This window comes from Chthoniobacter flavus Ellin428 (assembly GCF_000173075.1).
Classification (GTDB): domain Bacteria; phylum Verrucomicrobiota; class Verrucomicrobiia; order Chthoniobacterales; family Chthoniobacteraceae; genus Chthoniobacter; species Chthoniobacter flavus.
In genome coordinates, this window is the sequence record NZ_ABVL01000002.1 from 519,645 (window position 1) to 535,277 (window position 15,633).

Sequence of the window (15,633 nt, forward strand, 5' to 3'; positions counted from 1 at the left end):
TTCTAAGGAACCGCTTTTCTCCGAGGTTATGCGGAAGAATCCACGTGACTCGTCGACCCCCTCTCGCACTTTCATTCACCCTGGCCGTAGCCCTCGCGGCGCCGGCCTTTCTGCGTGCCGATGACCGTCCGCTCACCTTTGAGCACGACATCCGTCCCATCCTGAAGGCCCACTGCGTCCAGTGCCATGGCGAAGAGGAAAAGCCGAAGGGCGGCGTCGACCTGCGCTTGCGGCATTTCATGGATAAGCTGACCGAGGATGGCGACCACGTGCTGGTGGTCGGCAAGCCGGAGGACAGCGAAATCGTCCGCGTCGTCCGCGAAGGCGAAATGCCGAAGAAAGGCAAGAAGCTCACCGCAGCCGAATTGGCCACCCTCGAACGCTGGATCACCCAAGGCGCCAGGACGGCCAAGGCCGAACCCGAGACGCTTCCACCCGGGCCCTACATCACCGACGACGACCGCCAGTTCTGGTCGTTCCAGCCTATCGCCCACCCGGCCGTGCCGAAGCTCGAAAACGCCGGCCGCGTGCGCAATCCCATCGACGCCTTCGTTCTCGCCAAACTGCGCGAACAGAAGCTCGATTTCGCCCCCGATGCCGACAAGCGCACGCTCCTCCGCCGCGTGACGCTCGACCTCACCGGCCTCCCGCCCACGCCCGCGGAAGTCGAAGCCTTCGTCGCCGACACCACGCCGGACGCCTACGAAAAAGTCGTCGACCGCCTGCTCGCCTCGTCCGCCTACGGCGAACACTGGGCGCGCCACTGGCTCGACATCGCCGGCTATGCCGACTCGAACGGCTTCTCCGAGGCCGACTCCGCGCGTCCGAATGCCTGGCGCTATCGCGACTACGTCATCCGCTCGCTCAACGAAGACAAACCGTGGAGCGATTTCATCGTCGAGCAAATCGCCGGCGACGAACTGGCCGGCGCCACGCAGGGCGATTACCAGCAAGCCGTCCTCGACCCGAAGAAACGCGACGAACTGACCGCCACCGCCTTCCTCCGCATGGCGCCCGACGGCACCGGCGACACCGTCGATGACATCAAGCTCGCGCGCAATCAGGTCATCGCCGAGGAAATGCAGGTCGTCGCCTCTTCGCTGCTCGGTCTCACGGTCGGCTGCGCGCAATGCCACGACCACCGTTTCGATCCCATTCCGCAGACGGATTACTACCGCATGCGCGCCATCTTCGAACCCGCTTTCGACTGGCAGGCGTGGCGAACCCCGGCGCAGCGCCAGTGCTCCCTCTACACTCCCGAAGAACGCGCCAAGGCCGACGAAATCGAGAAGCAGGCCAAGGTCATCGACGCCGAGGCCAAGGCGATGGACAAAAAGTTCCTCGACGAGATTTTCGAGAAGGAAATCGTCAAGCTCCCCGAGGCCGATCGCGAACCCTATCGGGCCGCCCGCGCCACGGTGGAAAAGAGCCGCACGCCCGAGCAAAAAGCGCTCATCAAAAAATACCCGTCGGCCCTCGCGCTCTATTCGCTCAATCTCTACGATCCGAAGCTCTCCAAGCAGGTCGCCGACAAGCAGGCCGAGGCCACGAAACTCCGCGCCACCAAGCCGAAGGAAGGCATGATCATGGCGCTCACGGAAGTGAAAGGCCATGTGCCCGACACGCACCTCTTCCATCGCGGCGATCACGATCAACCGAAACAGATCGTGCAACCCGGGCTCCTCACCGTGCTCGCTGACCCGCAGGTCAGGCCCTTCAAACCGGCGGAAGTGGCCTCCGGCTCCAGCGGTCGCCGCCTCGCCTACGCGCGCTGGCTGGTCGGCGGCCAGCATCCTCTCGTCGCCCGCGTGCTCGTGAATCGTTTCTGGCTCGGCCACTTCGGCCGCGGCATCGTCAATACGCCCGGCGAATTCGGCGCCCTCGGCGAACGGCCGACGCATCCCGAATTGCTCGACTGGCTGGCCACCGAATTCATGAACAGCGGCTGGAAGCTCAAGCAATTGCAGCGGCTCATGGTGCTCAGCACCACTTACCGGCAGTCGTCCGACAACGAAGCCTCGCTGAAGATCGATGCCGACGATCGTTTCTACGGCCGTTTCAAGATGCAGCGTCTCGAGGCGGAGACTTTGCGCGATTCGATGCTCGCCACCGCGGGCAAGCTCAACCGCGAGTCCTTCGGCGAACCGGTGGGGATCGCGCGCGATCCCGGCGGACGCATCGTCGTCGGACAGGAACAGCTCAACACCAACCGCGACGTCATCAAGGTCGTGAGCCGCGGAGCGGAAGATTTCCGCCGCTCCATTTATATCCAGGTGCGCCGCAAAACCCCGCTCACCGTGCTCGATACCTTCGACGAGCCGACGATGTCGCCCAACTGCGAGGCGCGCAGTTCCACCACCGTCGCCCCGCAATCGCTCCTGCTGATGAACGACAATTTCGTCCTCAGCACTGCTCACGATCTCGCTGCGCGCCTGCGCCAGGAAGTGCCCGGCGACGCCCGCGCGCAGATCACGAAAGCTTGGGAGATCCTCTACGGAAGCGCCCCGCAGGAAAACGATGTCCTCCGCAGTCTTGCCTACCTCGCCGAGCAAACCGAATCCCTGCGCGTTTACGACACCGCCCATCCGACACCCGCGACACCGCCACCGAACACCGCGCAACTCAAAGGCGCGACCACGGTGAAGACCGCCGCCCCGGCCACGCCGCCCGCCCCACCCGACCCGGAACTCGAAGCTCTCGCCAGCCTCTGCCAGGTCCTCTACAGCTCCAACCGCTTCCTCTACATCGAATAGCCCGGATCCGGCCGATAGGACCGACAAGTCCGGACTGATTACTAATCACTCATTACTAGCCCTGGGTACTCAGCACTAAGCACTAGTTACTTTCCCCGCCATGCTCCCGAATCACCTCTGCTCCCGCCGCCACTTCCTGCATGCCAACGGCTTCGGCCTCGGCTCACTCGCGCTTGCCTGGCTGTTGAAGCAGGACGGCCTGCTCGCCGCGCCGGAGAAGCCGAATGTCGACGGCCCGATTCACTACGACCTGTTGCCGAAGACGCCGAACTTCGAGCCGCAAGCCAAGGCCATGATCTGCCTCTTCATGATGGGCGGCCCGTCGCAGATGGATCTCTTCGATCCGAAGCCGATGCTGCAAAAGTATGACGGCCAGAAATTCCCCGGTGAAATCAAATACGACAATCTCGCCCAGGCTTCTTCCAAGGTTCTCGGTTCGCCGTGGAAATTCTCGAAGCACGGGCAGTGCGGCATGGAGCTGAGCGAGTTGCTCCCTTATCTCTCCGAAGTCGTCGACGACATCACGCTCATCCGCTCCATGCAATCCGGCGTGAGCAATCACGCGCAAGGCCTCTACGCCATTAACAATGGCCGCATCAGCGCCGGCCGGCCGACCGTCGGCTCGTGGCTTACCTATGGACTTGGCAGCGAGACGCAGGAACTGCCCGCCTACATGGTGCTCGCGCATCCGGGCGGACTGCCCACTTTCCAGGGCGAACACTTCACCAACGGCTGGCTGCCCGCGCTATATCAAGGCACGCTCATTCGCCCCACCGAACCGCACATTCTCAACCTCGACCCACCGGCCGAACTCGCCGGCAAGGCGCAGGATCGCCAGCTCGACCTGCTCAAGTCGCTCAACGAAGAGCATCTCGCCCAGCACCCCGGCGAACTCGATCTCGAAGCCCGCATCTCCAGCTACCAACTCGCCGCGCGCATGCAAACCGCGGCCAAGGAAGCGCTCGATATCTCCAGCGAACCCGACTACATCAAGAAGCTCTACGGCGTCGACAAGAACGAGACCAAGGATTACGCGACGCGCTGCATCATCGCGCGTCGGCTCATCGAACGCGGGGTGCGCTACGTGCAGGTCTTGAATTCCGGCCAGAGCTGGGATCAGCACAGCTCGCTCATCTCGGCGCTGCCGAAGAATTGCGCGGCCGTCGATCAGCCCAGCGCCGCACTCGTCACCGATCTCAAGCAACGCGGATTGCTCGACAGCACGGTCGTGCAATGGGGCGGCGAAATGGGCCGCCTGCCGGTCTTGCAAAACGACGCCGGACGCGACAAATGGGGCCGCGACCACAACACCTTCGGCTTCACCCATTGGGTCGCCGGCGGCGGCTTCAAGGGCGGCTACGTCCATGGCGAAACGGACGAATGGAGCCACCACGCGGTGAAGGACATCGTCCATCACTACGACTGGCACGCCACGCTGCTGCACAACTTCGGTCTCGACTACCAAAAGCTCGTCTACAAGCGCAACGGCACCAACGCCTCGCTCGTCGACGGTCAGGAAGCGCGCATCGTCAAAGAGCTGCTCGCGTAACGCGCCCGAAAGATGTGCGATGACCCCTATCCCGGAGGGATACCGGACCGTAGTCGGGGGTTGAGCGAGTCTGCGAGCGACACCCCCGGAAACCGTCCTCCCAAAAGGTGCACCCCGGAGATGGTGCCGGAATTTCTCGCTGCGGGTAGATTCCACCACCCCTTTGGGGTGGAATCGGTGAAGGATGATTGTCCGGGGGTGTCGCTCGCCAAACTCGCTTTACCCCCGGCTACGGTCCTTCATCCCTTCGGGATAGCCTGCCGCATGACCACAAAGATCCCCCTCGTTCCCAAGCGCCAGCGCCCGGCATCCATACGGTTCAGGATGACATTGTGTCGCGCGGTTTTGCTATTGCTCAGCCTCGTCGCCACCGCACCCCTTTCGCGCGCCGAAGAGAACACCGTCGTCCTCAACATCGAGCCAACCAAGGAGCATCCGCGCAACTCGGAAGGCTCCTTCGTCCGTCTCAAGTCCGGCCGCATCCTTTTCTACTACTCTCAATTCTACGGCGGGGCCGAGGATGGCAGCGCCGCCCGTATCGCCGCCATTCATTCGGATGACAGCGGCAGAACATGGAGCGCTCCCGAGGTCGTGCTCGAAAACACCGCGGGCAACAACGTGATGAGCGTCACGCTGCTGCGCCTTGCCAGCGGCAGGCTCGCCTTCTTCTACATTCTCAAGAACAGCTGGCTCGACGCACGGCCTTATGTCCGTTTCTCCACCGACGAAGCGGCCACGTGGTCCGAGCCGAAGCTTGTCGTCGCCGCACCGGGTTATTTTGTGCTCAACAATGACCGCGTGGTGCAGCTTTCCAGCGGACGCCTCGTCGCCCCGGTCGCCTTTCACCGCTCGCGCCTCGACGACCCGCATAGTGCCAAATCCTTCGACGGGCGGGCCATCGATCTCTGGTACTATTCCGATGACGAAGGACAGACCTGGCAGCAATCGTGGAGCTGGTGGGGCATTCCAGTAAACAGCAACAGCGGCCTGCAGGAACCCGGCGTCGTGGAGCTTGCCGATGGCCAACTCTTCAGTTGGGCGCGCACCGACCAGGGCGTGCAATACGGCTTCAGCTCCGCCGATCACGGTAAAGACTGGACCGCCCCCGCACCGACGGAACTGAAATCGCCCACCTCGCCCGCGAGCATCAAGCGCCTGCCCGATTCCTCCAACCTGCTCGCCATCTACAACGATCACTCCGGACGTTTCCCCTTCCCGCCCAAGCGCCGTGCGCCGCTGGTTGCCGCCATTTCCACCGACAATGGCCTGACGTGGCCCAAGGCGAAGCTCATCGAGGAAGATCTCAATGGTTGGTACTGTTACACCGCCATGTATTTCGTCGACGACGCCGTGCTGCTCGCCTACTGCGCTGGCGACGACAAAGTCGGCGGCCTCAACCGCCTGCGCATCCGCCGCATCACCCTCGATTGGCTGCCAACGAAATGAAGACGGCCCAACCCATTCTTTGCCGCCTCGTTCCCAAGCTCCAGCTTGGGAATGCCAATGTCTGCGAAGCTCCAGCTTCGAGTGACGCCTGGCACGAAGCTGGAGCTTCGAAGACAAGTGCGTTCCCAAGCCGGAGCTTGGGAACGAGGGCCGGCTCGGGAATGAGGGTCTCTTTGATGAGAGTGATTGAAGTGGGACGCGCCGGAGCGCGTCCCTCCGTGGCACAACGCGGCCGCGCCCGCCTCCTCGCCTGCGCCCTCGCTGCCGCGACACTTCTCTCCACCCACGCCGCGGAAACTCCCGACCTCATCGTTCACCACGGCAAGATCGTCTCCGTCGACGACCACTTCTCCATCCAGGAAGCCATGGCACTCCGCGATGGCAAAATCCTCGCGCTCGGCAAGGACGCCGACATCCTCGCGACCAAGGACGACCACACACGCGTGATCGATCTCGACGGCAAGACCGTCCTCCCCGGCCTCATCGACTCGCACATGCACCCCACGGGTGCCTCGATGACCGAGTTCGAAAATCCCATCCCGGATTTCGAAACCATCCAGGACGTACTCGATTACGTGAAGGCCCGCGCCCAGGCGCTCCCCGAGGGCGAATGGATCGTCCTCAGCCAGGTCTTCATCACCCGCCTGCGCGAGCAGCGTTACCCGACGCGCGCGGAACTCGATCAGGCCGCGCCGAAAAATCCCGTGCTCTATCGCACCGGTCCGGATGCCTCCCTCAACTCCCTCGCCCTTTCGCTCAGCGGCATCGATCGCAATTTCAAGATCACCGACGGCGGCGCGGGCTTTGCCGAGATGGATCCGAAAACCGGCGAGCCGACCGGCATCCTCCGCAATGCCACCCGCTTCGTGCGGGTGAAACCCGTCGAGACCGTTCCTTCGCAGGCCGACCGGCTGAAGCGTCTCGCCGAGCTGTTTCACGATTACAATTCCGTCGGCCTGACCAGCATCATCGATCGCGACTCCAGCGCCAGCGCAGTCAGCCTCTACACGGCTTTGCGCGACCGCGGCGACCTGCACCTGCGCATCGGCATTTCCTACGGCGTCAGTTCCATCGGTCCTATCGAAACCGTGGAGAAACGCATTCGCGCCGTGGCCGCGCATCCGCTTTTCAAGGACAAGACCGGTCCGGTGCGCATCATCGGCACGAAGGTCTATCTCGACGGCGGCATGCTCACCGGCAGCGCCTACATGCAAAAGCCGTGGGGCCTCAGCAAAATCTATTCGATTACCGATCCGAACTATCGTGGCGTCCTCTTCATTCCGCCGGAACGACTCGTCCCAATGGTGCGCACGGCGGTCGAAAACGGGCTGCAATTCACCGCTCACTCCGTCGGCGACGGTGCGGTGCAAACGCTGCTCGACGCCTACGAAACGGTCTCGCACGAAATGCCCATCCGGCAGACGCGCCCCTGCATAACACACGCGAATTTTCAAAGCCGCGCCGCGATCGATCAAGCCGCGCGCCTGGGCGTGGTCATGGACCTCCAGCCCGCCTGGCTCTATCTCGACACCCGCACGCTCTCCACGCAATTCGGCAATGAGCGGCTCCGCTGGTTTCAGCCGCTGCACAGCCTCTTCGCCGCGGGAGTGATTGTCGGCGGCGGTTCCGATCACATGCAGAAAATTGGTTCACTGCGCTCCGTGAATCCTTACAATCCCTTCCTCGGCATGGGCACGGCCATCACCCGCAAGGCCAAGTGGTACGAGGGCCAGTTGCACCCCGAGGAAGCGCTGACGCGCGAAGAGGCCATCCGCTTCTACACGCGCAACAACGCCTACCTGCTTTTCAACGAGCAAAACGTCGGCTCACTCGAACCCGGCAAACGCGGGGATTTCGTCGTGCTTGACCGGGACATCCTCACTTGTCCGGTGGAGGAGATTCGCGACATTCAAGTCAACGCGACCTGGCTCGACGGCAAACCCATTTACGCCCGGCCATGAAAATTCATCCTCAGTTTGGAACCATTGTCTGCGCAGCTTTGCGGCGTCGCCGCAAAGAGTGTGGCAGCGGCATCCTGTCATCCACCGACCAGCGGCAGGATGCCGCTGCCACTCTGCCCCCGCTCGAAGCAGGAGCTTCGCAGACAAGTGCGTTCCCAAGCTGGAGCTTGGGAACGAGGATCTGTTTGTCCGCCGTTCGATTACTGGCCTGCGCACTCGCCACGACAGCGCTCACCGTCAACGCCGCGGAGCCACCAGCCTCCGTGACCCCGGACGCCATGCGTCTGCTCAAGAGCAACTGCTTCTCCTGCCACAACGATCAAAAGAAAAAGGGCGGTCTGGTGATGACCTCGCGCGATTCGCTGATCAAAGGCGGCGACAACGGCCCCACCCTCGATCTCAAGACCCCGGACAAGAGCGCCCTCCTCGATGCTCTCGCCGCGGACGCTGATCCGCACATGCCGCCGAAGAAACAACTCTCCGCGCCGCAAATCGATCTCCTGAAACAATGGATTCGTGATGGTGCGAAGTGGGATGCCTCCGCGCTCGTGCGGCAGCCCTCCACGCCGCGCGCGGTCACCGTGGCGGCGCCGCCGGCGTCGTATCATCCCATTCTCGCGCTGGCACTGTCGCCGGATTCCACACGCCTCGCCGTCGGCTGCGGCGGCGACGTGGTCCTCTACGATGTCTCCGGCACCAAGCTCGATGTTGTTTCTCGCGCGAATGCGCAGCCCGATCCCGTTCAATCCATCGCGTGGAGCGCGGACGGCAAACATCTGGCCACGGGAGCATTTCGCCGCGTGGTGATCTGGAATGTCGAATCGCTGGCCAAGGAGCACGAGATCACCGACGGCCTCACCGATCGCATCGCCGCGCTGCGCTTTCTGCCCGATGGCAACCAACTCGTGATCGCCGATGGCCGGGCCGACGAACTCGGCACGGTGCGGCTCGCCGAGGTCGCCACGGGCAAGATCACCGTTTCGTGGAATGCGCACGCCGATACGATCTTCGATCTCGCGGTGAGCAAGGATGGCAAACTCCTCGCCACGGCCGGCGGCGACAAGCTGGTGAAACTCTGGGACCTCGAGACGCACAAGGAGCTCGCCAAACTCGAAGGCCACACCGCACAGGTCCTCTCGCTCGCTTTCAACGCCGATGACACGCAACTCGCCTCCGGTGGCGCGGATTTTCAACTCAAGGTCTGGGACGTAAAAACCCACGAGCGGCTCATGTCGCTCGGCACGCACACCACCCCGGTCGATGGCGTGGCCTGGGCGCCCAGCATTCCCGCGCTCGTCGCGGTGACGGCGGATGGCACGGTGGAACGCTTCACCGAGCTCAAGGCCAACGCCGGCGCGGTGAGCACGGAAGTCCTGGCGAAGGAACAGAAATATTCCGCGGCGGAAACCATGCTGCACTGCGTGGCGACGACACCGAATGGCGAACGCATTTTCGCCGGTGCCCACGATGGACAACTCTTCGCCTACGGCAAGGATGGCAAGCTCGCGCAAAAACTCGCGGTCGATGCGCCCTCCACCGATTCTTCAGCCACAGCGAACGCGCCTCTCAGTTTCGTCCGCGACGTCCTACCCGTCCTCAGCAAGGCGGGTTGCAACGCCGGCTCCTGCCACGCCAAGCCCGATGGCCAGAATGGCTTCAAGCTCACCGTCTTCTCCTTCGATCCCAAGGCGGATTATCGCAATGTGACGCAGGATTCGCGTGGCCGCCGCATCTTCCCCGCCGCGCCCGGCGAGAGTCTGTTATTGCTCAAGGCGACCGACACCATCCCGCATGAGGGCGGCGAGCGGTTCACGAAAGACTCCAGCGCGTATCACACCATCGAGCAATGGATTCGCAGCGGCATGGCCTTCCGCGCCGAGGGCGAGCCGACCCTGCAGCGTCTCGCCGCGGAGCCCGCCACGCATCTCTATCACAAGGGCGACGCGCAACAGTTGCACGTCAAAGCGCACTACTCCGATGGCTCGACTCGCGACGTCACCGCGCTGGCCAGCTTTTCCTCGAATGACAAGGACATCGCGCGTGTCACCGACGATGGCGCGGTGGCGATCGGCAAGATGAGTGGCCAGGGCGTGGTCGTGGCCCGTTTCATGGGGCTGGTCGGCGATTCGCAGATCGAAGTGGCCGCGGATCACCTCCTGCCGGAGAGCCAGTATGCGAACCTGCCGGCAAACAATTTCATCGACGAACTCGCCTACGCGCAATTCAAGCGCCTCGGGCTGTTCCCCTCCGAGCCGTGCAGCGATGCGGAGTTTCTGCGCCGCGCCTCGCTCGACACCATCGGCGCGCTGCCGACCGCTGAAGAGGCCCGCGCGTTCCTGGAAGACACCGCACCCGACAAACGCGACAAGCTCATCGATCGCCTGCTCTCGAATCCCTTTTACGCGGATTATTGGGCGAACAAATGGGCGGATCTGCTGCGGCCGAACTCCGACCGCGTGGGCATCAAGAGCACCTACATTCTCGATCAATGGCTGCGCGAATGTTTCCGCGACAACATGCCTTACGATCAATTCGTGCGCGCCATCGTCACGACGGAGGGCAACACGCATCGCTACGGCCCGGCGGTGATCTATCGCGACCGACGGGAGCCCGTGGATGCGACGACGATGTTCAGCGAGCTCTTCCTCGGGGTGCGGCTCGACTGCGCGAAGTGTCATCATCATCCCAACGAAAAATGGGGACAGGACGATTTCTATCACATGGCGGCGTTCTTCGGCTCGATCCGGCATGAAGGCGCGGGCATCTCCGCGCCGATCTCAGCGGGCAACGAAACGTTCTATTTCGCACCGGGCAATACGGTGAAGCATCCGGTCACTGGCGAGGTCATGGAACCACGACCGCCGGATGGCGAGGGATTCAAGGTCGCAGAGAATCAGAATCCGCGCGAGGCGCTGGCCGATTGGATGACCGATCCGAAGAATCCCTTCTTCGCCAGGGCGGTCGCCAATCGCATCTGGGCCGCCTTCTTCGGCAAAGGCATCGTCGATCCGGTCGATGACTTCCGCATTTCCAATCCGCCCTCGAATGCCGCGCTGCTCGATGCGCTCGGCCAGGAAGTCATTCGGCAGAAGTTCAATCTCAAGGAACTCATGCGGACGATCATGCGCTCGCATCTCTACCAACTGAGTTCGGTGCCGAACGAATACAACAAGGCCGATACACGCAATTACTCGCGCGCTTATCGCCGCCGGATGCAGGCAGAGACACTCGCCGACGCACTGGCCGACATCACCGGTGTGCCCACCGAATATGCCGGCATGCCGCCCGGCAGCCGCGCCATGCAGACCTGGAGTTTCAAGATCGATTCGCCGACCATGGATGCCTTCAGCCGGCCGAACTCGAGCACGGATTGCCCGTGTGAACGCGATTCGAAGCCGAGCATCGTGCAAGCGCTGCATCTCATGAACTCGCGCTTGCTGCAGGAGAAGCTCGACAGCACCGCCTCTACGGCGCGCGTGCAACGCCTCGCCACGAGCCAGCTCACGCCCGCGGAGATCGTCAACGATCTCTACCTCGCCTGCTACTCGCGCTTTCCGACCGAAGACGAATCGAAGGTGGCCACCGGCGCCTTCACCGCCGAAGGCGCCCAGCGCCGCGGCGCCACCGAAGACGTGCTTTGGTCGCTGCTGAACTCCGCGGAGTTTGTGTTCAATCACTGACGCGGCGACGCAGCAGAACCCTGGGAGGGGCGACTTTCCAGTCGCCCTGCGTCGCGTAGCGACGCCCAAAAGAGAGGCGCTTCGCGCATCGGCTTTTCGTTCGGCGACTGGAAAGTCGCCGCTCCCAGGATGCGATCTACGTCGGCACGATAGCGAAACCGCCGCTCACCGAGTAGTCGCTGCCGCAACCGTCCGCACAAACCCCGCCACTTTCATCGCCTGGGCGATCTCCGGATTCGCCATGAACGTGTGCCAGACAAAACCGGTGCGATAATTCTCCGCCATGACCAACGTAATGCCGACGTCGATGCCCAGCACGTTTGCGCCCACCCATCCGCTCTGCGGATTGAAGGCGTCGACGAACCCATACTTCAGATAGATCTTCGAGCCGTATTCCTGCTGCATCCGGCGCAGATCGGAGATGCAATCCTGCGGTGCAAAAGGAATCGAGCCGCCGGCGGCGCACGGCACCACCGTGCCATCGATGCGTTGGTCGAAGCCGACGCGGTTGCCGACCGGCGGGCCGCCCCAGTCCATGTAACCCTTCTGGCTTTCCGAGGCGGTGATGCCCCACAGCTTCTCATACGCCGGGAAGCGATCCTTCAGGCTCTCGCAGAATTTTTCGTGGGCCAGCGTGGCCGCTTTCGAGTTCGCCCAGTAGTCGGTGAAGGCGTCTTTCTGGTCGCGAAAATCGATCCAGGCGTGCGGATACTGGTGAATGAAGAGCGGCGGATACTGGTAGTAGGTGAAGCCCTGATAGTGCGTGAGCGCCGGTTCGCGTTTGATTGCCTTCCACGCGTCCGCGCCCACGCCGTGCGTCGGCGAGGACATGGCCATGAGATACATCGCGAGGTGTTCGCTGAAGCCATCCCAGCGGTGCTCGAGGAAACCGCTTTCCGGCTTCCAGCCCATGTTCAACGTCTCGCCCCCATTTTGCATCCACTGCCAGTCGGCCTGTTCGTAGAGCTTGGTCGCGAGCTGCTCCACTTCGGTGCCGTGGAAATATTGGCGCACCGTGAGCACGCCGGAAAGCAAGAGCCAGGTGTCGATGGACGACAACTCGGAGTTCCAGGCACGCTGCCCGGTCTTCATGTCCACGAAATGGAAATAGAACCCGTGTTCGCTGGGCACTTTCTCGGCGAAAAAGCGCAGAGTGGTGAGAACGCGATCGTAGGCGGCCGCGCGGTTGATCCAGCCATGCTGCGCCCCGATGCAAAGGGCGGTGAGCCCGAAACCGACCGAGCCGATGCTGGCGATTTTGCCCGGGCCGCTGCCATCGGCCTTGGCGCGATCCGGAACCAATCCGTTCGCCGGATTCGCCGTCTCCCAAAAGAAGAGGAAAGACCGGTGCTCGAGATCCTCGAGAAAATCGTCGTCCTTGGCGAAATCCAGGCCGCCGGGTTGGGCAACGAGCCCGGCCGGCTGCGCAGTGATCGCCGGCAGGACATTGGCCGCGTGGGCAGAAGAAATCGCCGCTGCGGCGCCGGCCAAAACGGCCGCGAAAGCGCGCCAGCCATGCCATGTTTTATTCTGCGGGCGCACTGGAGAAATCATCCGCAGTGATTTACAGCGGCATCGGCCGAAATCAAAGGGAATGACCGTAGAGCTGCGCAGTTTTCTTTCCTAAGAGACTGTGAAAGAAATCGGCAGTGCGGTTTTAGGCCCGCGAATCACACAGATGACGCGAATGAAAATACTCCATTCGTGTCATCCGCGTGATTCGCGGGCACCTTTTTCCCACGCTTCACTCACCCTTTGCTTCCATCTTCTCGCCCCTGGCATCCTGTTTGCCGGCGGAGGGGCTGAGCTCCTGGAGCACAGCGGCGAGGCGACCCCGCGCGGCCGTGCTCGCCTCGGTGTCGGTTGGCACCGTCACCATTTTCTCCGCAAAGGGCGCATCGCTCATATCGAAGAGCGCTCCCGTCTCGGTCATCTTCCAGCCCGGCTCGCGCACAAACCAGTGCTTGCCGAGCTGCACGTAGGCATACGCGCGTGGCTGGCCCGGCTGTCCGCGCAATTGCGCTGCCAGGCTCACGCCATCGATTTTCACGCCTTTCGGCAGCGGCGCGCCGCCGAGTTCCGCGAAGGTCGGCAGTTGATCCGCGAAGCTTACGATGTCCTGGCTCACCTTCCCCGCGGGCGTCACGCCGGGCCAGTTGGCGATATACGGCACGCGCGATCCGCCTTCGAGCATCGTGCCCTTGAAGCCATCGAGCATCCGCCCGTGGACCGGCGAAGGATAGCCACGCGCCGTCCCATTGTCGCCGGAGAAAATGACCAGCGTCTTTTCGCGCAGGCCGAGCTTTTCCAGTGCCGCCACGACCTCGCCCACCTGCTTGTCCATGTAGGCGATGTTGTCGTCGTAACAACCCGGCCCGTCCAGCTTCCCAGGTGAGGAATCCGGCGTATGCAGCGTGGGCTTATGCACGAAGTGCATCGCGTAGTAGAGGAAGAACGGCTCATCCTTGTGCCGGGTGATAAAGTCGATGCTGAACGCCTGGATGATGTCCGGATTGTAAGACCCGGGCGCGCTGATGATTTGCCCGTTCTTCTCGTAGCTGTCCTTCCAATAGTAGCCGCCGGCCAGCGGATCGGTGCAGTATTCATCGAAGCCCCAATCGTGCGGCGTCTCGCCAACCTGCCGCCATTTCCCCGATTGCCCCGTCGCGTAGCCGGCCTGCTTCAGGACCTTCGCGATGGACCACTCATTCGCCGACCGGGCACCCGGCCCATTTCTCCGCCACGAGCCATTCGTCAGGCCGCCGGTGCGAAATGCATAGCGCCCGGTCATGAGCAAACAACGCGACGGCCCACACAAGGGCGCGGCGTAGCACGTCTCAAAGCGGGTGCCTGAAGCGGCGAGCTGGTCGATGTGCGGAGTCTTATGTCGATCGGCGCCATAGCAGCTCACGCCGTCGATGCCCAGGTCATCGGCGAGGATGAAGACGATATTCGGCTTGGTCTCCGCGGAGCGCAGCGGCGACGCGAAAATGAACAAGGCAGCCAGCAGGAGTGCAGAAAGAAGAGCTTTCACATCCATCTAACCGCACTTCGCGGCCAAATTCGGACAACGGATTTGCCCGAATTTCCCGGATGCTCAGTTGACGCTCGTCGTCAGTGCCGGCAGCAAGCAGCGCACGGTCGTTCCGCCGGCGGGCTTGCTTTCCATCTTGATCTCCGCGCCGATCAGCTTGGCCCGGTAGCGCATCGTCCTCCAGCCCATGCCATCCGGCCGGGCCTGGATTGCCGATCCGCAGCCGTCGTCCATCACGCTGATGGTGAGATGCTGTTGATCGCGCCGCAACCGCACCGAGACATGCGTCGCATTGGCATGCCGCATGGCATTGCTCAGTGCCTCCTGTGTGATGCGATACAGGTGCAGCGCAACCTCGGAGTCCTTCACCACAAATTCGTCGTCGCTCTCGAAGCCAATCTTCCCCTGGCAAAGCGTATTGGTCATCATGACCAATTCGCGCAGCGCAAGCCCGAGCCCGTCGCCCTGAATCGTTACCGGATAGATGCCGCGAGCGAGGTTGCGCGCCTCGAGCGTCGCCGCGGAAAGCCGCTTTTGAATTTCCCCCGCCAACTTCACCTGCGGCGATCCCTCTGTTTCCAGGTCCATCTTCAGGCACTGGGCGGCGCAATCCAGCGCGGCCAGGGTTTGGCAGACACCATCGTGCAAATCCTGGCCGATGCGCATCTGCTCCCGTTCGCCCGCGCTCAAGATCTCGCGCTCCAGTTCCTGCGCATGCTCCAGCGCTTCAACGCGACGCCGCGTTTCTTCCCGAAAGTTTTGGATGGAAATGCCGCAGGCCGCCGCGATGAGCAATCCTCCCATCCGGTTGACTCCCGACCAGGCGTATGCCCCCGCACCACGATGCTCGACGGTATCAAAATTGGCCAGCCAACCAACGACCGCCGCAACGATGGCAAAGGTGATGCCGACGCGGCGGGGAAAATTCAAGGCAACGAGAAACACGGGCACCGCGTAGAAAATGAACCAGCTAAACTGCCACGGCGTAATGATATCGATCACCGCCACCAAGGCCAGGGCGGAGATCGCCTCGGCCATCATCCAGGACTTGGGTTGTTTACCGAATGAATCGATAAGGTTCATGCGTGAGGATCGATTCGAATTTCTGCTCAATGGGAATAGGGGCAAGAGGTTTGGTCGTCGAGAGGGAAATCAGCGGGGCTACGTATCGCCGACCGGACCCCGGCCGCAGCCTCTTTCAACCCAGTCG

The 15,633-nt window shown here is 62.6% G+C and carries 8 protein-coding genes; 5 read left to right on the forward strand and 3 right to left on the reverse strand.

Going from position 1 to position 15,633, the window contains the following annotated elements; all coding sequences use genetic code 11:
• Positions 1-44 precede the first annotated feature (44 nt).
• The 5 genes from CFE428DRAFT_RS05070 (at position 45) to CFE428DRAFT_RS33000 (ending at position 11,389) form a co-directional block, all read left to right on the forward strand.
• On the forward strand, positions 45-2,753 hold the full coding sequence (locus CFE428DRAFT_RS05070) for a PSD1 and planctomycete cytochrome C domain-containing protein (RefSeq protein ID WP_006978376.1): 2,709 nt from the start codon (positions 45-47) through the stop codon (positions 2,751-2,753).
• A gap of 100 nt (positions 2,754-2,853) precedes the next feature.
• A complete protein-coding gene (locus CFE428DRAFT_RS05075) occupies positions 2,854-4,302 on the forward strand; it encodes a DUF1501 domain-containing protein (RefSeq protein WP_006978377.1) in 1,449 nt (482 codons plus the stop codon).
• 351 nt (positions 4,303-4,653) lie between these two features.
• The gene (locus CFE428DRAFT_RS05080) at positions 4,654-5,748 is read left to right on the forward strand and encodes a sialidase family protein (protein WP_202797354.1); all 1,095 of its coding nucleotides are present in this window, start codon (positions 4,654-4,656) and stop codon (positions 5,746-5,748) included.
• A 176-nt stretch (positions 5,749-5,924) separates the two neighbouring features.
• Positions 5,925-7,709 carry an amidohydrolase gene (locus tag CFE428DRAFT_RS05085; RefSeq protein ID WP_006978379.1) on the forward strand — a complete coding sequence of 595 codons (1,785 nt, stop codon included), beginning with the start codon at positions 5,925-5,927 and terminating at the stop codon, positions 7,707-7,709.
• A 185-nt stretch (positions 7,710-7,894) separates the two neighbouring features.
• Positions 7,895-11,389 carry a DUF1553 domain-containing protein gene (locus CFE428DRAFT_RS33000; RefSeq protein WP_049975546.1) on the forward strand — a complete coding sequence of 1,165 codons (3,495 nt, stop codon included), beginning with the start codon at positions 7,895-7,897 and terminating at the stop codon, positions 11,387-11,389.
• 165 nt (positions 11,390-11,554) lie between these two features.
• Here the strand turns inward: CFE428DRAFT_RS33000 and CFE428DRAFT_RS05095 are convergent, their stop codons facing one another.
• From CFE428DRAFT_RS05095 to CFE428DRAFT_RS05105, 3 genes are all read right to left on the reverse strand, one after another.
• Positions 11,555-12,880 (reverse strand): glucoamylase family protein, encoded by a 1,326-nt coding sequence (locus CFE428DRAFT_RS05095; RefSeq protein WP_202797356.1) that lies wholly within the window; start codon positions 12,878-12,880, stop codon positions 11,555-11,557.
• Between the two features lie 253 nt (positions 12,881-13,133).
• Positions 13,134-14,423 carry a sulfatase-like hydrolase/transferase gene (locus CFE428DRAFT_RS05100; protein WP_157447422.1) on the reverse strand — a complete coding sequence of 430 codons (1,290 nt, stop codon included), beginning with the start codon at positions 14,421-14,423 and terminating at the stop codon, positions 13,134-13,136.
• 63 nt (positions 14,424-14,486) lie between these two features.
• Positions 14,487-15,506 carry a sensor histidine kinase gene (locus tag CFE428DRAFT_RS05105; RefSeq protein ID WP_006978383.1) on the reverse strand — a complete coding sequence of 340 codons (1,020 nt, stop codon included), beginning with the start codon at positions 15,504-15,506 and terminating at the stop codon, positions 14,487-14,489.
• Between the last annotated feature and the right edge of the window lie 127 nt (positions 15,507-15,633).

Excerpts from the sequence above, each read along its gene's own strand:
- CFE428DRAFT_RS05075 (WP_006978377.1), top strand. The coding sequence starts at position 2,854 with ATGCTCCCGAATCACCTCTGCTCCCGCCGCCACTTCCTGCATGCCAAC.
- CFE428DRAFT_RS05085 (WP_006978379.1), top strand. The coding sequence starts at position 5,925 with ATGAGAGTGATTGAAGTGGGACGCGCCGGAGCGCGTCCCTCCGTGGCA.
- CFE428DRAFT_RS05105 (WP_006978383.1), bottom strand. The coding sequence starts at position 15,506 with ATGAACCTTATCGATTCATTCGGTAAACAACCCAAGTCCTGGATGATG.